Source organism: Alteromonas sp. G5_S2_22_S1 (genome assembly GCF_054968525.1).
Window position 1 is genome coordinate 228,975 of record NZ_JBQKUJ010000005.1, and the last position, 20,118, is coordinate 249,092.

The window sequence follows — 20,118 nt, forward strand, 5'->3', positions numbered from 1 at the left end:
GTTTATTAAAACATGTATTGTGTAGAACGTATGTTGCTTAAAATCGGATTTATTATTCGAAAAAACTGGAGTGTATTGATCTTTGGTATTCACTTTTGAGATGATGCGCGCCCTGCTAGTGTGTTTACGCGTTTTATCGCTAACCCACGTCCGTATTGTTTAATTGTTAAGTGAAGTAAAGCATGTCTGATGATCCTCGTTTAGGTGGTATTGTGCGTTTGTACGGCGCACAACAAACCAATAATTTAGCCAATAGCCACGTCGCCGTAGTAGGTATTGGTGGCGTAGGAAGTTGGACTGCCGAAGCGCTAGCCCGTTCGGGCGTTGGCACAATCACACTTATTGATTTAGACGATGTTTGCGTTACTAACACAAACCGTCAGATTCACGCACTTTCAAATACGATAGGCGAACCCAAGGTCGAGGCCATTGCGTCGCGTATTGCGCTAATAAACCCTAATTGCAAAGTAAACTGTGTTGAAGATTTTGTCACGCCTGACAATACAGCCACGCTTTTGACCAAAGAAATGGATACAGTGGTTGATGCTACTGACAGCATACGTGCAAAAGCCGCTATGATTGCTCACTGTAAACGCAACAAAATCCCTATTGTTACGGTAGGTGGCGCTGGCGGCCAGATAGACCCCACACAGGTGACCAAAGGCGACCTAGCTAAGACGACGCAAGACCCGCTAGCTGCCAAATTGCGCAGTGAACTTCGCAGAAACTACAATTTTAGCAAGAACCCTAAGCGCCGCTTTGGTGTGGAATGCATTTATTCTACTGAGCAGTTGCGTTACCCGCAACCAGATGGCTCAGTGTGCTATAACAAGTCGGCAATGGAGGGAGGAACTCGACTCGATTGTGCAGGCGGTTTTGGGGCTGTTGTTACTGTTACTGCGACATTTGGTATGTTCGCAGCGGCGAGTGTGATTAACAGATTAACTGGACAAAAATAGACTTTGGCCGATAACTTACGCACAATAGCTACCAAACAGTAAGGGCTTGCTTAGTGCGCGTTTGCTCGATGTAGCGCATTTTCTGTTAATGAAAACAAAACGCTTTCTATCAGCTAATTTTATGCGCAAGTTAATGTAATTTTGACTAGCAACCAGGTTTACTTATTCAATTATTGGTTACAATACCAATGCCATTCTCGGTGAGAAGGAGAACAAGATGTCACCAGATGAACTCAATAAATTAATGTCAGACTGCGCTAAAGACGCAGCAGTAACCGCAGCCGATGAGTTCAATATAGTACTCGACAACTCACCAGAGAGTGTTGCTTTAGTTGATGACGTTCTGCTTAGCTTTGTTGATAAATACCACGACTTAGCTCTAGAAGACGAAGCGGTCTTTACCATCTGCAATATTTTTGGCGCGTATATAGGTGAGATTTTGAAAGCGCAATTAGATGGTGAGTGGATTTACGATCAATCTAACCCTAAAGCGCCTTCAGTATTTTTAAAAGTGGGCGATAATACGTATGCACTCGCTGGAATCTGTTACGAGCGCCTGGTTAACGATAGTCAAATTAGTGTGTTTGCTTATTATGAACAGGCCCTTGCCAACCACAAAGCGCATCACTAAGGGCCAGCCCCTTTCATCTCGTTAAGCGCCTTTACCTTTAAGGGTTAGGCGCTTTCCAATCTTCTACCATCCACTTCAAGTGACGGCTTTTTGATATGGCATAAAGCGCAATGCTATAGAATGCCATTTTAACACCGGTAATGTATTCAAACCCCCAATGATGATGCATAGCATAATAGAGTTGTACACACAGCAATAATACCACGCCAATTTGTGCTAGCGGAATTACCCAACGGCGCCAGTTGAGGTAACCTTTTTTCCACAGTCTCTCTCGCTGACTGACTAACACCAGTGCCAGAAAAACCGGTAGGCTTGCCAAAAGCCCAAGACCTAAACTTTCTTTTTGTGGGTAGAAAAACGCAAGTAACTCACTGGTTTGTGTTCGAGACGCTAAGGAAAAGATAAACGCTAGCCAATCGATGCATAAAAGAATAAATACGCTATACAGCCAACGAGGAGGAAGGATGCGCCCAGATTCGTCGTAATAAGAAAGTGGGAGTTTTAACATGGGTTCACTTTTTTCATTTCCACTTTTGAACAGCGCTTAATACGCTTCTTTATTGAAGTTTTGTATCAGGAAGATACTAAAGTGGGGATAACTTCAAAATTTTAAACAGGCAGGGTTTTAGTATTTCTTCTCATAGCCCTTTATTTAAAAGGTCGCAAAATGTCAGACCGCGCCTCTACCGCGCCGCGTTACCTTTTTTCATGAATAATAATGGCTTTTTTAAAAATATAGCGCTTAGCCTTTAATTAACGCGGTAACGTTGGTTGTACCCCTGCTGAACTTTGTCTAGCTAAAAGCGCATTTGTAACCTAAAACTACTGCGCATTGGTATGACTTCCTGTATAATCCGCGGCCATTTTAAGCACAGTCATTTTTCGGGTGATATTTTAGATGACAGTAGAAACGTTTGATCCAAACAAAGTCGCAAACAAAACCACAACGCTTGAAACACCGGTCAAAGTACTGAGTGACAATCAATCTTCACAACAAGGTGTAGGTAGCAGAATTGGTTTTGTCAGCTTAGGGTGCCCTAAGAATTTGGTTGATTCTGAACGTATTCTTACTCAACTTCGCACCGAAGGTTATGACGTAGTGCCTACCTACAACGATGCTGATCTCGTTATCGTCAACACTTGTGGGTTCATTGACGCCGCAGTTGAAGAATCGTTAGATACCATTGGTGAAGCATTAAAAGAAAATGGCAAAGTTATTGTAACGGGTTGCTTAGGGGTAAAAGAAGACGAAATTCGAGAGCTACACCCAAATGTCTTGGCTATTACCGGCCCTCATGCATACGAGACGGTAGTAGAGCAAGTACACGAGCATTTACCGAAGCCTCAGCATAATCCGTTTGCAGATCTTATTCCTGATCACGGTGTGAAACTAACGCCCCGCCATTACGCATATTTAAAAATTTCAGAAGGCTGCAACCACCGCTGCACATTCTGCATTATCCCCTCAATGCGTGGAGATTTAGTTAGCCGCCCTGTAGGCAACGTGCTTGATGAGGCCAAACGATTAAAAGAGGCGGGCGTGAAAGAGCTATTGGTTATCTCTCAAGATACCAGTGCGTACGGTGTAGATGTAAAACACAGAACAGGGTTCTGGAACGGCATGCCGGTGAAGACTCACATGCAACAGCTTTGCGAGCAACTGGGTGAAATGGGAATTTGGGTACGCCTTCACTACGTTTACCCCTACCCCCATGTTGATGACCTCATTCCAGTGATGAATGATGGTAAAATTCTGCCTTATCTTGATATTCCATTCCAGCACGCCAATAAGCGCATTCTTAGACTTATGAAGCGCCCAGGTAGTGCAGAAAGAGTACTAGAGCGCGTTAAAAAATGGCGTGAACAATGCCCGTCATTGGTAATTCGCTCTACGTTTATCGTTGGATTTCCAGGAGAAACAGAAGAAGAGTTTGAAGAACTTTTAGACTTTCTACGGGAAGCCCAGCTTGATCGCGTTGGTGCATTCGCTTATTCACCTGTTGAAGGGGCAAGAGCAAACGACCTACCCGACCCAGTACCAGAAAATATAAAACAAGAACGCCTTGCGCGCTTCATGGAAGTTCAGGGTGAAATAAGCGCTGCGCGATTAAAAGCCAGAATTGGTAATGAGTATCAAGTGGTTATTGATAGCGTTGACGCCGAAGGTGCGGTAGGGCGAACGTATGCCGATGCACCTGAAGTGGACGGCCTCGTTCACTTAAACGGGGTTTACGATGTAAAACCGGGCGATCGTGTATGGGCTGAAGTCATTCACGCTAACGAGCACGATGTATGGGCTGTACTGTCTGAAGACCAAGACGATGAAGAAGCGCGTGCAACGGAAGGCGCAGAGTAGCCTTACACTTTGCACTAGAGCCTAACAGCTAAAAAGCTTAAGTCTAGAAACCCTATCGGTGGCGTATTTACGATAGGGTTTTATTTTATCTACTCTTCATACCTTATACCTCGGTTTTTATACCTCGGTTACTGGGTCATCAACGTGAAAACTACCAAGGTAGCTCGTCACCATTTGAATGTATAAAGCGCCCTGCATTATCCACGTTAAGCTCATCAATACGCTGCGACAAACGTTCGGCGCACGTATCAGCATCAATATCGCCTGCACCATTAACCATTTCAGTTTGCACGAACCCAGGGTGAAAAATACCTACAGCAATCCCTCTTGGCTTTAGATCGTTTGCCAAAGATACGGAGGCTGCATTCAACGCAGCTTTAGACATGCGATAGCCATAATAACCACCGGAGCCATTATCAGCCATCGATCCCATACGACTTGTGATCATCGCGATTTTACTGTTGTCTGCCATCGCCGGTAAGAGAGTCTGGGAAACAAGAAGCGGCCCCATGGCATTAACACGGAACTGATAATCTATGGTGTTTGGGTCCCAGTCATCTAGGCTTTCTTTGCCCAGAACCCCAGCGTTATTAATGAGCAAATCAATTTTCACATCCATTAATGGTGCGAGTTTTTCTGCCAGCATTTCAGGTTGAGAGACATCAACGCCTTTGATGATGGTAACGCCTGCAGAGTTCAACTCATCACAACTATTGCGACACGTGGCATAGACTTTTGCGCCACGTGCCTTAAATTGCTTGGTAAGCGCAAGCCCTATACCGCGATTACCGCCCGTAATAACTACGTTCATAACGATTCCCTTGTTACTGTGTATATGCGTTATTTAGATTTCTTGCCTGTTCGGCATGCTTGATTCTAGCGTTTTTTATGGCGCCTTTTATGGCTTTTAACCGACAATACGCCGTGGTAAACCATTTTCCAAAAGCCATCTGGTTTTTATATAGTCTCTAAAAGGCGTTCCAGATCTTCCGGTGTATCAATTCCAACAGGTGGTGGCGCTACGGCTACCTCACAATGAATTTTATCACCGTACCAAATAGCCCGAAGTTGCTCGAGTGACTCGATTTGTTCTAAAGCACTGGGCGCGTAATTAACGTACTGGTTTACATAGTCGGCGCGATACGCGTAAATCCCAATATGACGATTATAAAGGGCCGTATTCGCTTTGTTTGGGTTCGCCATCATATAGTCTCGTTCAAATGGAATGGGCGAGCGTGAAAAGTAGATAGACTCCCCTTTTTCATTCACCAACACTTTCACTATGTTTGGGTTGAATACATCCGCGACACTCACAATCGGAGTGGAAAGCGTGGCCATTTGACATTGAGGCGCGTTAGCTAAATTAGTTGCAACCTGTTTTATATTTTCAGCGGGAATAAATGGCTCGTCCCCTTGGACGTTCACTACAATGGTATCCCCAGAGATATTCTGCGTTTGAATAACTTCTGCTATGCGCTCTGTGCCCGACTGGTGATCCACAGACGTCATGCATACTTGAGCAAACCCTTCGACAACGTTTTGAATACGTTCATCGTCTGTTGCCACTATTATGTTTTCCGCGCCCGCCTCTTTAGCCCGTTCTACTACGTGTTGAATCATGGGCTTTCCATCAATAAGCGCTAATGGCTTACCTGGAAAGCGGCTTGAACCGAAACGTGCGGGAATAACAACGGTGAATGACATATCTTTCCTGCCTTTAATCAAAGCTTTTAACTGACGCTGAAGACAAATACTGAATTAACGTGTAGCGTCGACTTCATCTAAAGATAAAGCGGTTGCTTTACTCTCAATAAGAACAGGTATGCCGTCCTTAATATCAAAGGCTAAGCGGTCAAACCGACATACCAATTGCGTCATATCTTCGTTTAGTACTAACTTTCCCTTGCATACGGGGCAAGCCAAGACCTCTAAAAGCTTTTTATCAAATGCCATTGTTATTATTCCTGTCCGTTTTGTTAAACGTTAAACCCGCTTTTGCAAGTTTTACGTCTATTAAATTAAAAAAGTCTGGGGCGAGATGAGCGCTGACGGGTAAAAACCAACATGCTTCATGAGCGAATGACGCCGCCTTTACTGCATCTTTTTCGGTCATCAAGACTGTACCTTGAGGAATATCAGAAGGTGTCATCGCGTGATGATCGGCCAAAGGCTGCGTATGTGATAACGTTATTTGCATATCCCTTAGCTGATTAAAAAAGCGTTGGGGAGACCCAATTCCAGCAATCGCACTACAAGGTACCTGTTTTCTTATTTCTTCAACCGTACAAGTTTTTACTCGGTTAGATACCGATGTAAAATCGCCAGGCACCAGTGTCATTAAAAATTGCGGGGCGACGGCATGGTCAAACGTCGGCATGGAGCGGCTATTGTGAATTAACGCATCCACGGTGCTTAAACGCCATTGCCCCTCTCGCAAAGGGCCCATAGGAAGCAAATAACCGCTCCCTACTTTCCTATCGTCCATAACAACAAGCTCAATGTCACGATGTAATGCATAGTGCTGCAGTCCGTCGTCGCAAATAATCAATTCACATTGTAATTCTTCAGTTAAATAGGCGGCGCCGCGAGCGCGATTTGGGTCAATAACCACATCACACTGGCTTCTAATAGCCAGTAGTCTAGGCTCATCCCCCACCTCTGCGGCATTGTCGTCGCCGTTTACTCGTCGGGGGTAAACCGCTGATTTAGCGCCATAACCTCGACTAAGAATGCCTACTTTTATGCCGTGACTTTGGTAATAATCGGCTAAAGCTAACACAACGGGTGTCTTGCCGTTTCCCCCCACCGAAATATTACCCACTACAATAACGGGTACTTCGGCTTTGAAAACTTTTTTCACACCCACTTTAAACAGTAAACGTCGAATTGCCGAAACAAAGTAAAATAGCAGAGCAAAAGGTGCGAGCAGCCATACTAATCCATGGCCAAAATACCAATTGTCGTGCAGGGTTTTACTTTGTGGTTGGCTCACTTAGTCTCACCAAATTGAAGTGCGTGGAGCTGCGCATAATGACCGCCTTTTTCAAGCAATTCATCATGCTTACCTTTTTCAATAATACGCCCCTGCTCAACTACCATAATACAGTCTGCATTCTCGATGGTTGAAAGCCGGTGTGCCACCACAATACTAGTACAACGCTTTTGTAGCTTTTCCAAGGCATCTTGAATTAAGCGTTCCGACTCGGTGTCTAGCGCCGAGGTTGCTTCATCTAAAATAAGTATGGGCGCTTCTGCCAAAATAGCCCTTGCAATGGCAATACGCTGGCGCTGACCGCCGGAAAGCATTAGACCATTTTCACCAATCACCGTGTCTAACCCATCCGGTAAATTTGCAAGAAACTCTTCTACGTGGGCCATTCTAGCCGCATTTTCAATTTCTTTGCGAGACACGTTTTGGCGTGCACCGTACGCAATATTATTAGCAATGGTATCGTTAAACAGCGTGACATTTTGCGATACCACGGCGAATTGAGCGCGCAATGCTTTTAAGTCTACGTCGTTAAGCGGCATGTCGTCTAAACGTATCTGCCCCTCTTGCGGCACATAAAAACGCGTAAGCAGCGATGAAATTGTTGATTTTCCGCTTCCTGAACGCCCAACCAGTGCAACCGATTGTCCTGGGTTTGCCGTAAAGCTAACATTAAATAGTGCCGGCGTATGCTTGCCGGGGTATGAAAAGGTAACGTCATCAAATTCTATCTTGCCAGTTGCTCGCTCTATTTTTGTGCGGCCACTGTCCTCTTCGTCAGCTTCATCGAGTATTTCGAAGATGCTGGCGCAGGCAGCCATGCCCTTTTGAAATTGATTGTTAATGGTGGTGAGCTGTTTTAATGGTTTCAACAGCATTACCATACAAAACACCACATTGATAAACACACCCGCGGTTAATTTTTCGAGCATGCCCGGCGTACTGGCAATGTATAACACTACCGCCAGCGCTATCGACGCAATAACTTGAATAGACGAGACACTTAGGATTGATGTGACGGAAAGCTTCATGGTTTGCTGTCGATTGTGGTTGTTTTTCTGTTTAAAACGGTTTTGCTCTATTTCCTGACCGCCAAACATGATCACTACCTTATGCCCTTTCACCGCCTGCTCGACCGACGAGGTAAGGTTACCCATAGAGTGCTGTATGTTTTTGCTCACAACACGAAAACGCTTGCTAACGAAAGAGACAATAACAGCAACCACAGGGCCAATTAAAAGAAAAATTAACGACAATTGCCATGAGTAATAAAACATTACGCAAAGCAGACCGATAACAAGAGCGCCCTCTCGGACAAGGGTAAGCAACGCTTTGCCCGACGCATTAGCTACCTGCTCGGTATCGTAAGTAACCTTACTAATTAACCCACCCACAGAATGATTGTCGTGAAAAGACACAGGTAAATGAATATATTTGTCGAACAGCTGTTGTCGCATGCGCATGACAACCTGCGCACCAATCCAGCTAAGCGTGTAACTGCCCATAAAATTAAACGTACCGCGAAGCAAAAACAGCGGCACAATGGCGTAAGCAGCTAAACGAAGGTAATCGTGATCGTTCTTGCCTAGCGATTCATCAATCATTGGCTGGAGCTGAGCGAATACAAAGGTATCAACAGCGGAATAACCAATCATTCCGATAATGGCAAATACGAACGGGACTTTGTACGCTTTGAGATAATTCAAAAAGCGCTTTATTTGAAAATCCGAGTTGTCGGCTTGTTGCATGTAGTTTTTTTAACCTGTTTGAAACGTTAACTAAAACGCGTTACGGATATTGTACTCGTTCTCTCTCTAATTCACTAATATAGCGGCAAAATTGATTAGTCTGCCAGCTAAGTGCTTAATGTGTGGTCACTCGCTTGCTATTTAAAGGCTAACGATAAAACCAACACAATGTTGTTCTTTGGTCAGTGTTTCAATTGAGGATGAGCGGCATTGCAAAAATTACGGCTCAACGTACGTTTGCGTTAGAACACGCTAACGGAACGAGGGTAAATGACGAGGCGACCTGCCCTTTAAATACCAACGGCGTTTGTAATTACCGCGCTGGGTGTTAACTGTAACCCCTTTATCTTCAAAGGTAGCGCTGATATATCCATGAAAACTGCTTAGATAAGTTGCTACGCCGTTTTCTTGGTAACGTGCGAACACCACTGGAGCCGGAAACTGCCAGCGGTTTTCATACCCCTGCGTAAAAATAACAGCCGAAGGCGATACCTGTTCAATAAAAACGTTCGTAGAAGACGTTTTACTTCCGTGGTGCGGAGCAACCAGCACATCTGCGTGCAATGCGTTAGTTTGACTCTCTAGTTCACGCGTTATCAACGCATATTCGCTCTCTTTCTCAATATCCCCTGGTATAAGCACACTTCCTGCAAAGTTAGCTATTTTCACTACGCAAGAAGTGGCGTTCGTATTTTTCTTATTTCCCTTAAGCGGCCAAAGAAAGTCAACGTGCAAACCCTGCCAGTTAAAGGTTTTGCCGCGCTCGCAGCCTCGCGTAGGTGAGTACCATTTAGCGTGTTGCGCGTTAGGATGAGTATTAAAAGTATCTGCGCCTCCTGCGTGATCGTTATCACTGTGTGTATGAATAATATGGTCAATATGACGTATGTGAAGCTTATCTAGCAAAGGCATCATAGCGTGTGTGGCGGTAACGGCCTTACCGTTGTATTTCGCACCTGAATCGATAATTATAGCTCTATTGCCTTTAGTCACCATTAGCGCGGTCGCTTGCCCTGCGTCGAGTACATGCAACGTCCAGGCACTATCATTTGGCGATACCCACCAACAGACTTCAACAATTAGAGGCAACGACAGTAACACAGCGCACACGTTTTTATAGCGCCACGTTGGCAAGAAAGTCACGACAATAGCCGTTAAAAAACATAGCGCTGTGCCACTTTCTATAGGCGCATATACAAGGCTGAGTTCATACTCGCTTAAATAGGCTAAAAATTCGAGTAAATAGCCAAACAAATAGTCACTTTGTTTAAGTATGAGCGATCCTAAGAACGCCACAACAGTGTTGTCATAAAAGTGAATCGCCAATAACGAGAGGAGGCCTATGGGAAGTATAAGTGTCACAAAAGGAAGGGCAATTAAGTTGGCGACAAGGGCGATGAAGCTAGCGCTACCAAACCAAATGAGCGTTAACGGCATCATAATGAAGGTAAGCGCCAGCTGAAGTTTTATCAAAACAACATACCAAGCATTACGCTGTAACCCAAAAGCGGTGATAAGAAACCATATACACCCCACTGCCCCAACGCTAAGGTAAAAGCTAGCGCTTAACATGGATAAAGGAAATATCAACAGACTAAGGGCAAGCATAGCGACACCAATGTTCAACGGCCGCCATGCTAATTGGCAAACAGATAACAAGCAGCCTAAGGCTAGTAATATGAAAGCCCGCACCACAGGAAGCGCGTTACCGCTTAACCCTGAATACAAAAAACACGCTAAGACAGTGCAGGATAATACTATCAACCTTACCGGTGCGATGAGTACTTGCCCCCCAATACGCGTGCAATCATTGCCTGTATTATTTAGCAAGGCTGCCCTTTGTGGCGGGCTAAACAGGCTTAAAACACGCAATTTAAAGATTGCGTGAATGTTCCCTAACGCGCTAGCGACCATTGCTAGGGTAAGCACTACGGGGTTAATGATCAGCAGACAAACACCAGCAATAATCGATAAGTGCATGCCAGAAATGCTAAACAAGTGCCCAGTACCTGTGCGTTGTAATTGCTCCCAGTCGGTATCAGTTAATTCGGTTTTATTGCCAAGTAATAAGGCAAGCCACCACCTTTGATAATCAAGGCCTAAACCCACGAGGGTTTTCCCTAAACCAAATCGCTCATTATGACTATGCTGTGTTTTTTTATTATCTAATGATTTGATGTACCCGGTAGCATGGATGAGTTTACTCGCGAATTGTTGCTGCCTATTAAACCCAACCGGGTTGGCCGTGCCGTAAGCGGGCTTAAGCTTAACTACCGCAGTAAACCTGTCACCATTGTGCAAACAGGTAGCCGGTTTTTTTAGCGCCTTAATGTTATTTCTGCCCTTTTCACCGGCAACCGTTTTTATATCGTGCTGCCGGTTACCTTGGTCATTCGAACGCAGATCTATCGACGCTCTTCCCTGTGGGTAGATGTAGCTTGGTTTTTGGTTTTGCGCGCCTGAATATACGGTATGCGAGAGCCGCGCGTTAAAACTCGTGTATTGACTAAAAAACGCTGAAAACGGAGCCCTATTTAAAAACGCAGCGGTGCGCTCATTGTTAAGTAATTCAATGGTAACAAAGTATTGAAAGTGAGCTTGAACCGCGTCTGTGTTCGAAGAAACACAGCCTCCTGACACAACTTGGCCTGAAATTGTGACATCTTGTTGAATTTTCCCTTCGGGCAGTTGCCAAGCGTAGTAAAAATGCCCTACACTCGCCACCCAAAGTACACCTGTAAGCAGACCACTTATAATCCAACACAGCAGTGCTTCGAAAGCGGTGTGTTGGCACGCACGACTTTTACGTCGATAAAGCATAGGGATGGTGCTTGCTACGACGTTTATGGCAATCATCACTGCCATGGTGTTTGCGCTGGGAAGTCGGTACCAAAAAACCGCACTTATTGCGCCAGCGCAAAAACAGCTTAACCAAATTGTGATACGATTGACCATGTTATCACGTAGCAATTGACAATTAGTGAACGTGACATGTGCACAAAGCACGTTGCAATAACCCACGTTTTGTCATTTTTGATTTTATTTTCGAGATGCATTGATATTTATGCCTAAGAAATTTATTCGACGTTTTTTGCCAGACCACCAAAGTATTAAGCAAAACAAAGCTTTAAAGATATTCGGTAGCGTTCTGCACGAACCAAATTTGTGGCATTTAAACCGTCGTTCAGCATCTGGGGCTTTTGGTATTGGCTTATTTTTCGCTTTTTGGCCTGTGCCGTTTCAAATGTGGTTATCTGCCGGTTTAGCCATTCCCTTTCGGGCTAATTTACCTTTGTCAGTGGCCACCGTTTGGGTAACAAACCCTTTCACGATTCCTCCTATATTCTATGGGGCGTACAAAGTCGGCACTACTGTACTTGGGACCAAACCTGAGCATTTTGAATTTCAATTTAGTTGGCAATGGGTGGTTGAAAGCATAAACACCATAGGCCCAGCGTTCCTTGTCGGCTGTGGTATTTGCTCAGTGGTCTTCGGCTTAGCGGGTTACTTTTCGCTAAATTGGGTATGGCGCTTCCAAGTCAAAAAAGCGTGGGAGAGACGTCGTCAGTTGCGTAACCAACAAGCCTAAAGGCGATATGTTACAAGCGTGCGGAATGCACTTTTTTAAATGTAACCGAGTGCTTTTTCTTTAATGTCATTCGTAAAAATAAAAACGCCACTTTTGAAGTGGCGTTTTTTGATTCACGGTGCCTTTTAATTCATGGTGTTATCTAATTCACGGTGTTAGCTAAGACACGTTATTTCTCATTTTCTGCGAGAAAAGCAATAAGTTTGGCTTCATCCCACACCTCAACGTCTAACTCTTGGGCCTTCGTCAATTTAGAGCCTGCCTTTTCTCCAGCAACTAGAAAATCGGTATTTTTACTTACCGAACCCGCCACTTTAGCCCCTAAGAGTTGTAAGCGCGCTTTAGCATCCGAGCGGCCCATTTCGCTAAGCGTTCCGGTGATCACACAGGTTTTACCCTCAAGCGGTAAGTTATCCGCGTCAGGTTTTTCAATCGCAGGCCAGTTAATGCCTTCTTTTAACAACGCATCAATCACATCAGTATTGTGTGACTCATTAAAGAAGTTAAATATATGTGTTGCTACTATCTCGCCCACATCCTGTACTTCAACCAGCGCCTCTATCGACGCGTCGCGAATTGCATCGAGGGTTTCAAAGTGCGCCGCTAAATTAGCTGCTGTCGCTTCCCCTACTTCTCGAATACCAAGTGCGTATAGAAACTTCGCTAAGGTAGTTTGTTTAGATGCCTCTAAAGAGGATAACAACTTACTCGCTGATTTTTCAGCCATGCGTTCTAAACCAACTACATCACCAAGTGATAGAGTAAAGAAGTCAGCAGGGCTATGAACTAAATCGGCATCAACTAGCTGATCGACCAATTTATCCCCTAAACCGTCAATATCAAATGCCTTTCGAGAAGCAAAATGTTTCAGCGCTTGTTTGCGCTGCGCTGCACAGATTAACCCACCCGTACAACGAGCAACTGCCTCATCTTCAAGCTTTTCTACTTGTGAGCCGCACACAGGGCACTGACTGGGAAAAGCTATGTCGGTTTCGCTGCCTGTACGTTTTGTATCAACCACAGACACCACCTGCGGAATAACATCACCTGCACGACGGATAACCACAGTGTCACCCACTTTAACGCCTAAACGAGTAATCTCATCTTGGTTGTGCAAGGTCGCATTTGACACGGTTACACCGCCTACAAAGACGGGCTCAAGCCTTGCGACAGGGGTAATTGCACCGGTACGGCCAACCTGAAACTCTACATCAAGCAGTTTAGTCACTTCTTCTTGGGCAGGAAACTTTTGTGCAATTGCCCACCTTGGCGCACGTGCTACAAACCCTAGCGCAGCCTGTAAATCAATACGGTTAACTTTAAAGACAACGCCGTCTATGTCGTAAGGTAAGTTGTCACGCTTTTCTAATATATGATGATAGTAATCGAGACAGCCTCGCCCACCTTCAGCTGTATCAATATCGGGGCACAAGGGCAGCCCCCATTTACCTAATTGTGAGAGACGTTCGCTATGGGTGGTAGGTAGCGTAAAGTTATCAGGTTGTACTACGCCTAGCGAGTATGCATAAAACATCAACGGGCGTTTAGCGGTTATTTTTGAATCAAGCTGACGTAAACTTCCCGCTGCGGCATTCCGTGGATTGGCAAACACCTTACCACCGGCGTTTTTCTGATGTTCGTTTAACTTGGCAAAGCCCTCGCGAGGCATGAATACTTCACCGCGAACTTCTACGCGATCGGGGTGAGCGTCTCCGCGCAACGTTAACGGCACGTTAGAAATAGTGCGTACATTCGCCGTAATATTCTCACCGACTTGACCGTCACCTCGTGTGGCCGCACGAACAAGTTCACCGTTCTCATAAAGGATACTTACGGCAAGGCCATCTAACTTAGGCTCGCAGCTGAAATGCAAACTTGATGTGTCTTTTATTCTATCTTTGAGACGCTTTTCAAAAGCAAGAAGAGATTCCTCATCGAAAGCATTGTCAAGCGAAAGCATAGGCACGTCGTGGGTGACTTGCTCAAATGCCGATAATGCCTCCCCCCCCACTTTTTGACTTGGGGAATTAGGGCTTTGTAAAGAAGGATACTGTTTTTCAAGCGCAATAAGTGACTGCATATCCCTATCGTATACCGCGTCGGGTATTGAGGGGTCGTCCAATACATAATAATGGTAGTTATATTCGTTTAAGGTGTTGCGCAGTTCGGCAACTTTTTTTCGAGCTTGTTCTAAAGTGTCAGACATGGAATTGTGGTCACGCCATTTAAATAATTAAAAGTTTAACAATGTATAGCAAAGGTCAACAAACCAATGGTTACTGTATACTGAACGTGGCTTTAAAGTACTCAGCCAAAATGCCCATTAATAAGCATGTCCAAACTTCGCTTATTAACAGAAAAGGACTTGGGTATAAGCCAAGTCCTTTTTAACAACGCTGCCAACTATTAAAGCCAAAGAAGGCTAAACGCGTTTAGCTGCTTAATGGTGGCTAGCTACGCGCAATCATGCGTTTGCGTTCAAATTCGCGAATTTTCTCAACATATTGCTGCAGGCCCTGTTTGGTTAATACGCTTCTACGCCCATCTAAAACCTGAGCGCCGAATTCATCAGCCAGTTTTCGCGCTGCATTGTGCATCATGTTAAACACTTGATGCGGGTCACCCTCTATGGGCAATATCATAAACAGTGAGATACCTTGTGTTTCAAAATTCTCAAGGTTGTCGATATCAAAAACACCGGGCTTAAACATGTTAGCAAGGCTGAATAATACCGGGCCTTTGCCGTTAGAGTTGACGTGTCGATGGAATATATCCTGATCGCCAAACTTGAAGCCAAGAGTAAGCAACATAGGCAGTAGCGCGGCACCTAAAATTGGTTCACCTTCTGGCGTTCTTACGTTCAACACTAACACTTCCTGTTCAGGTTGAGGTGTATTCGCCTCGCCTTTAGCACTTGATCGCTCAGTATTTTGCGAACGGCTTGCATCATGATCTGCGCTAAAGCTTTCACGTTCATAATCAGATGCACTTGCCTCACTGGTGTCAAAATCAATGCGCATTTGATCATCACCAAAATTTGGCTCTTCTCGCTTTTTAATACCTGGTTTGTTTCGCTTTGAACGAGAAAAGCGCTTAGGCTGTCCGCTTTCTTCTTGCTTGTTGTTTGAGGCAAAAGACTCTTGCGGCGCGTCTAAACTAAAGTCGGCAACGTCGCGCTGACTACTCGATTCAGCGTGGGGTTGGTGTTCTTCCTCTTCTTGCGTGGGATCTACGTAGAATTTTTGCGCCGCGCGTTTTGTTTCTGTACGCGGCGGCTCATCGGCAGCCGTTACTCGAGTAGTGTTTTGCGCTTCAGATGAAACGGCTTGTTCATTATCCGAATGCACGCTTTCCCCAGAGTGCGCCGAATCAGTTCTACTACTTTCATGTATGTGCGCTGACTGTGTATTCTCGGAATGCCCTTCACCCGCAGCGTCATCACTCTCTCCTTCACGAAGCAGAAAACCCGGTGGTTCAGGGAAGTCATTATCTCCAGCCTTTTTAGACCCGCTCTGTGCAGGCGTCTCATTGGCGCGAGCTTGCCCTGACATATGCGGTTTCGGGTTGGTGACCACTGAACCGTAAAGCTTTGGCTCTTCTGGTTGCGCTTCTGGCGCATCGAGCTCTTCATTGGTATCACTACTACTAGCTTTAGATAAGCCCGAGGTGTCTACTTCACTGTCTTGACTATTAGCGTTCATATGGTGAGCACCAGCAATATCGTCTTCCTTAGTATCAAACACATTATCAGTCTCTTCTATAGCGCGCTTGTCACGAGGCGTAGCCGGCTCGTCGGAAGCGCTTTTAGCATGACTAACCACTCTTACAGCGCCTACCCCTAACTCGTCGAAGCCTTCTTGTTCGTTATTTAATTCATTTTCAACGTCATCGTCCATGTCGCTCCACTGGCGTGGCTCAACACGCGCTTTTTCTGAAGGCTTGCTGTTCTTACGAATTTTCCAAATACCATGTGCTAACACGGCAATAATGAAAACCGTGCCCCCAAGGAGTAAAAATAGACGTAATTGATCTTCCATTTAATTTCTTTCGCCCTTTGTTATGCTTCTGCGAAGGCTACTGCCTCGTCTACATCTACCGCTACCATACGTGAAACCCCAGGTTCCGCCATGGTAACACCGGTAAGGTGACTGGCCATTTCCATCGCTATTTTATTGTGGGTGATATAAATAAACTGCACTGTTTGTGACATTTCTGACACTAAATTACAAAAGCGGCCTACATTTGCATCATCCAATGGTGCATCTACTTCATCCAGCAGACAAAATGGTGCTGGATTCAATCTGAAAATAGCAAACACCAATGATAAAGCGGTTAATGCTTTTTCTCCACCGCTTAAGAGGTGAATCGTACTATTTTTCTTGCCAGGAGGACGAGCCATAATCGTCACCCCCGTTTCTAACAAATCATCGTCGGTAAGTGCAAGGTACGCTGAACCGCCCCCAAAGACTTTAGGGAATAGCATTTTTAAATCTTCGTTAACTTGCTCGAAGGTATTTGAGAATCGCGTGCGCGTTTCTTTATCAATTTTTCTTATGGCACTTTGCAGTGTCTCTAGCGCGTCCGTTAAGTCCTGATGCTGTGTATCTAAATGCTGTTTGCGCTGAGACTGGGTTTCGTATTCTTCAACGGCCGCAAGGTTAACCGCTCCTAGACGCTGCAAACTTGCTTGGGTTTTCTCAAGTTCATCTTGCCATCCCGTTTCATTCGCCTCGTCTGGCAAAGTTTCCAAAATCGTTTTTAAAGACTGTTTGGTTTCATCAAGCTGCTCGAGTATGGTATTTGCCCGAACGCGGTAGCCCTCAATATCTATAGCTAATTTATCAATATTGGTCTGCCGGGCTTGAATATCCTTGCCAAGGGACTGGTGGCCCTTCTCTGCTTCTCGCAGCCATTGCTCGATATCTTCCAAAGCCCGTTGCTTAGAGGCTTTTAATTGCTCTAACTCTGCTTTAGCTTCTAATAGTGTTTGAAGCTCGGCTTCCTGTATTTCTTGAGGCGACGTTAGCTGAGAAAGTTCCTTTGTTAGCCTGTCTTTGTTTTTAATGTATTCGTCACGCTGTTGAAGGTTCCGAGACACCTGTTGGCTGTATAAATTCTGATGGTTCTCTAGCTGTTGCTTCTTTAATGCAAGCTCATGATTTTGTGATGTTAAGTTATCAACTCGGGCTCTTAACTCGGTGGTATTTCGCTCGTTAGACTCTCGCTTACTGTTGACCTCATCAATATGAACTTCATGCTCTAAAATCTGCGCTTCTTGAAGCTCTAATTTTTCAGATAGCTGGGAGAGTTGTTCTTCTTCTTTCGCTAGCATTTGCTTTTGCTTACTCAGTTCTTGATTGAGCTTTTCCGCGCGTGTGGACTGCTGCGCTTGCTGCATTTCAAGTAGCGATAGCTTGTTTTTAAATTGTGTAAGCTGATTTTCTTTTTCGCTCAAGGCGCTTTGTAACGCCTGTTTTTGCGCTTTTGTAGCGGTTAACGCATGCTGGGCAGTGTTTAGAGACATGTTTACTTCATCGAGCACGCTTTCGCTAAGCAAGATTGATTCGCTCAATGCCTGAATTTTGTTGGCGCGCTGCAGTGCACCGTCATTTGCTTTACCCGGTCTTACCACCCATTGACTGCTTGCCCACAAGCCAGTTGGCGAGATGACGCTGGCGCAACCATTAATGCGCGAATTATCCCAACCCTGGCTCTCCTTACCTCGCAGTTCACCGGTCCCATTATGAGCCTTCCCTGCCTGATTTCCCTCTTTATGTAACGCACAATTACCAATAAGCTGTATAAGTTCATCATCATCGTAGCAAAGGTAAATATCGTTGAAAATAGCAGGAACGCGACGATTTGGTGTGGGCGCACCTTCTTCACGCAACAGTGCGTCTGCTAGCGTGCCGGGCTTGGCGTTAGTTACAAACGCTTCACCAGTAAACACTTTCACACCACTTGGTACGCTTTCTATTTGCGATAGCAAGTCATAAATACCGTGGGATTTAGCGACAACGGGGTCTTTTACGTGCTGTAAAATAGACTCAACGCACGGTGCCAGTGCAGCCCCTGAACTAAATTGCTGCCATAATTTTTCAACACCTTCTAAAACAATATCTTCGCTGCTCATGGCATCTTGTTGAAGTGCTTCTAAGGCAGACTTGGTTGATTGGGCGGTTTGCAGTTCACCTTGTACTGTGCGAAGTTTTGATTGTTGTGCTTGAACAAGGCTTTCTTGTTCGTTTTCCAATTCGCTAATACTGATGATTTTGTCGCTATCTTCGTCAATCTGAGCACTAATTTCTTCGCTTTGCCCAACAACAAGCGCTATCTGAGACGCGTAGTCCTCATCATCTAATTGGGTTAGTTCATCGTTTAATTCACTAATGCGCTGAGAGGTGCGAAGCTGCATGCTCATCGTTGACTGAATCTGACTGTGGCATTGCTGCACGTTTTGGCGAAGCTGATTGTAGGTTTGCTCTTGCTCTCGAGCTTTTATATTAAACTCTCTAAGTGCTTGCTCGGCATCCTCGAAGCGCTCTTTTGCTTGTTCAAGTTCGGCTTCTTTTAACGCTATTTCAGGCTCGATAGTATCAAGCGCATCATTTGACACGGCTAGCGCTTCTTGCGCCTCGGCGATAGAGTGATTTAGCAATTCATGCTGTTCATTTATACGAGATAACTCTTGCTCAACTTGGGCTTTGCGCTGTTTAGCGTGAAGTGCATTTTGTTCTAGCCGAGTTATCGCATTGCTTGTTGAAAACAACTGCTGTTGCAAGTCGTCAATTGCCTGCTTGGTTTCGCCTTGCTTATTCTTGTATGACACTAGCCCTGCTTCATCGCCCTGAAGCCGAGCAGTTAAATCATCAACCTCGACCTGCAAAGCTTGCTGTTGTTTTTGCAAGGTCTCTATGTGTTCACTGTTCTTTAAAAAGCGAATAGCAGCAAGCTGACCTTTTAATTCTCTTGCCTGTGCACGAAGCGTTTTATAACGTGTTGCGGCGGCAGCTTGGCGTTGTAGCTTTTCCAACTGCTTACCTAACTCGTCGCGCACATCATTCAAGCGCTCAAGATTATCCTGGGTGTGTCTAATACGGTTTTCGGTTTCTCGCCGGCGCTCTTTGTACTTCGATATGCCCGCAGCCTCTTCAATAAACACTCGAAGCTCTTGAGGCTTAGACTCAATGAGCCGCGAGATCATACCTTGCTCTATAATGGCGTACGAGCGCGGCCCAAGTCCTGTACCTAAAAATAAGTCAGTTACATCCCGTCTTCGACACTTAGTGCCATTTAAAAAGTAGGTAGAGGTAGCATCTCGAGTCACGAGGCGCTTAACCGACAACTCGTTATAATTGGCGAATTCGCCCGCAATGCGCCCCGCACTATTGTCGAAAACTAATTCAACACTACACTGGCCAACCGGTTTACGCGAAGAAGAACCATTAAAAATGACGTCTGTCATGGCATCACCACGAAGGTTCTTGGCAGAGCTTTCACCAAGCACCCAACGTACCGCGTCTATAACATTGGACTTACCGCAGCCGTTGGGACCTACAATCGCCGTCATTTCACCTGGAAACGGGATAGTGGTTGGCTCTACGAAGGACTTAAACCCAGCTAGCTTTATCTTTTTAAGCCGCACGCATCAACCCTCTGAGAGACAGAGCTGGCAGGCGATATCGCACAAAAACCGGCCGAAAAAGCTGATGGGTTAGAAATGATACAATCACACGGAAGATTCTTTTGTTATTATTCATCGACTCTACCAAATCTAACAGCTTGTAACAATTACCATTTCGGCAAGTTAGGCATACGCAACCCAGTAAGCGTATGATAGAGCATT

The 20,118-nt window shown here is 45.1% G+C and carries 14 protein-coding genes; 4 read left to right on the plus strand and 10 right to left on the minus strand.

Annotated features, from left to right (window positions below; genetic code table 11):
• The first annotated feature begins 182 nt into the window (after positions 1-182).
• Together tcdA and ACTRWF_RS08085 are read left to right on the plus strand one after the other, a co-directional pair.
• The gene (gene tcdA, locus ACTRWF_RS08080) at positions 183-959 is read left to right on the plus strand and encodes a tRNA cyclic N6-threonylcarbamoyladenosine(37) synthase TcdA (RefSeq protein WP_012518353.1); all 777 of its coding nucleotides are present in this window, start codon (positions 183-185) and stop codon (positions 957-959) included.
• A gap of 217 nt (positions 960-1,176) precedes the next feature.
• Positions 1,177-1,590 carry a hypothetical protein gene (locus ACTRWF_RS08085; protein ID WP_015067202.1) on the plus strand — a complete coding sequence of 138 codons (414 nt, stop codon included), beginning with the start codon at positions 1,177-1,179 and terminating at the stop codon, positions 1,588-1,590.
• A gap of 37 nt (positions 1,591-1,627) precedes the next feature.
• Here ACTRWF_RS08085 and ACTRWF_RS08090 read toward each other — a convergent pair whose 3' ends face one another.
• Positions 1,628-2,098: a DUF2919 family protein gene (locus tag ACTRWF_RS08090; RefSeq protein ID WP_012518351.1), complete on the minus strand. Its 471-nt coding sequence runs from the start codon at positions 2,096-2,098 to the stop codon at positions 1,628-1,630.
• A gap of 390 nt (positions 2,099-2,488) precedes the next feature.
• On the opposite strand from ACTRWF_RS08090, the gene rimO reads away from it, so the two are divergent.
• Positions 2,489-3,946 carry a 30S ribosomal protein S12 methylthiotransferase RimO gene (gene rimO / locus ACTRWF_RS08095; RefSeq protein ID WP_278384016.1) on the plus strand — a complete coding sequence of 486 codons (1,458 nt, stop codon included), beginning with the start codon at positions 2,489-2,491 and terminating at the stop codon, positions 3,944-3,946.
• Positions 3,947-4,097: 151 nt separating this feature from the next.
• On the opposite strand, the gene ACTRWF_RS08100 is transcribed toward rimO, so the two are convergent.
• From ACTRWF_RS08100 to ACTRWF_RS08125, 6 genes are all read right to left on the minus strand, one after another.
• The gene (locus tag ACTRWF_RS08100; RefSeq protein ID WP_015067201.1) at positions 4,098-4,757 is read right to left on the minus strand and encodes an SDR family oxidoreductase; all 660 of its coding nucleotides are present in this window, start codon (positions 4,755-4,757) and stop codon (positions 4,098-4,100) included.
• 146 nt (positions 4,758-4,903) lie between these two features.
• Complete coding sequence (gene kdsB / locus ACTRWF_RS08105) at positions 4,904-5,650, minus strand: 3-deoxy-manno-octulosonate cytidylyltransferase (protein ID WP_278384018.1); 747 nt, start codon at positions 5,648-5,650, stop codon at positions 4,904-4,906.
• 54 nt (positions 5,651-5,704) lie between these two features.
• Entirely contained in the window at positions 5,705-5,899 is a 195-nt protein-coding gene (locus ACTRWF_RS08110; RefSeq protein ID WP_012518347.1) for a Trm112 family protein, read from the minus strand.
• A complete protein-coding gene (gene lpxK, locus ACTRWF_RS08115) occupies positions 5,889-6,938 on the minus strand; it encodes a tetraacyldisaccharide 4'-kinase (protein ID WP_015067199.1) in 1,050 nt (349 codons plus the stop codon). Before lpxK ends, ACTRWF_RS08110 begins: the two co-directional genes overlap by 11 nt.
• Positions 6,935-8,683, minus strand: a complete 1,749-nt coding sequence (gene msbA, locus ACTRWF_RS08120; RefSeq protein ID WP_462835349.1) for a lipid A export permease/ATP-binding protein MsbA — start codon at positions 8,681-8,683, stop codon at positions 6,935-6,937. The genes lpxK and msbA overlap by 4 nt, the downstream gene beginning before the upstream one ends.
• Before the next feature lie 252 nt (positions 8,684-8,935).
• Positions 8,936-11,638 (minus strand): DNA internalization-related competence protein ComEC/Rec2, encoded by a 2,703-nt coding sequence (locus ACTRWF_RS08125; RefSeq protein WP_462835350.1) that lies wholly within the window; start codon positions 11,636-11,638, stop codon positions 8,936-8,938.
• A 109-nt stretch (positions 11,639-11,747) separates the two neighbouring features.
• Here ACTRWF_RS08125 and ACTRWF_RS08130 point away from each other — a divergent pair, with 109 nt between their 5' ends.
• Positions 11,748-12,272, plus strand: coding sequence for a DUF2062 domain-containing protein (locus ACTRWF_RS08130; protein WP_012518341.1), 525 nt, complete (start codon positions 11,748-11,750; stop codon positions 12,270-12,272).
• A gap of 169 nt (positions 12,273-12,441) precedes the next feature.
• Here the strand turns inward: ACTRWF_RS08130 and ligA are convergent, their stop codons facing one another.
• The 3 genes from ligA to ACTRWF_RS08145 form a co-directional block, all read right to left on the minus strand.
• The gene (gene ligA / locus ACTRWF_RS08135) at positions 12,442-14,478 is read right to left on the minus strand and encodes an NAD-dependent DNA ligase LigA (protein ID WP_462835351.1); all 2,037 of its coding nucleotides are present in this window, start codon (positions 14,476-14,478) and stop codon (positions 12,442-12,444) included.
• Between the two features lie 244 nt (positions 14,479-14,722).
• Positions 14,723-16,309: a cell division protein ZipA gene (gene zipA / locus ACTRWF_RS08140; protein WP_462835352.1), complete on the minus strand. Its 1,587-nt coding sequence runs from the start codon at positions 16,307-16,309 to the stop codon at positions 14,723-14,725.
• A 20-nt stretch (positions 16,310-16,329) separates the two neighbouring features.
• Complete coding sequence (locus ACTRWF_RS08145) at positions 16,330-19,917, minus strand: AAA family ATPase (protein ID WP_462835353.1); 3,588 nt, start codon at positions 19,915-19,917, stop codon at positions 16,330-16,332.
• Positions 19,918-20,118: the final 201 nt, after the last annotated feature.

Bases quoted from the DNA above. Each gene is read 5' to 3' on its own strand.
- tcdA (WP_012518353.1), top strand. From the start codon at position 183: ATGTCTGATGATCCTCGTTTAGGTGGTATTGTGCGTTTGTACGGCGCA.
- zipA (WP_462835352.1), bottom strand. From the start codon at position 16,309: ATGGAAGATCAATTACGTCTATTTTTACTCCTTGGGGGCACGGTTTTC.
- ACTRWF_RS08125 (WP_462835350.1), bottom strand. From the start codon at position 11,638: ATGGTCAATCGTATCACAATTTGGTTAAGCTGTTTTTGCGCTGGCGCA.
- ACTRWF_RS08110 (WP_012518347.1), bottom strand. From the start codon at position 5,899: ATGGCATTTGATAAAAAGCTTTTAGAGGTCTTGGCTTGCCCCGTATGC.
- ACTRWF_RS08090 (WP_012518351.1), bottom strand. From the start codon at position 2,098: ATGTTAAAACTCCCACTTTCTTATTACGACGAATCTGGGCGCATCCTT.
- ACTRWF_RS08130 (WP_012518341.1), top strand. From the start codon at position 11,748: ATGCCTAAGAAATTTATTCGACGTTTTTTGCCAGACCACCAAAGTATT.
- kdsB (WP_278384018.1), bottom strand. From the start codon at position 5,650: ATGTCATTCACCGTTGTTATTCCCGCACGTTTCGGTTCAAGCCGCTTT.
- ligA (WP_462835351.1), bottom strand. From the start codon at position 14,478: ATGTCTGACACTTTAGAACAAGCTCGAAAAAAAGTTGCCGAACTGCGC.
- msbA (WP_462835349.1), bottom strand. From the start codon at position 8,683: ATGCAACAAGCCGACAACTCGGATTTTCAAATAAAGCGCTTTTTGAAT.
- rimO (WP_278384016.1), top strand. From the start codon at position 2,489: ATGACAGTAGAAACGTTTGATCCAAACAAAGTCGCAAACAAAACCACA.
- ACTRWF_RS08100 (WP_015067201.1), bottom strand. From the start codon at position 4,757: ATGAACGTAGTTATTACGGGCGGTAATCGCGGTATAGGGCTTGCGCTT.
- ACTRWF_RS08085 (WP_015067202.1), top strand. From the start codon at position 1,177: ATGTCACCAGATGAACTCAATAAATTAATGTCAGACTGCGCTAAAGAC.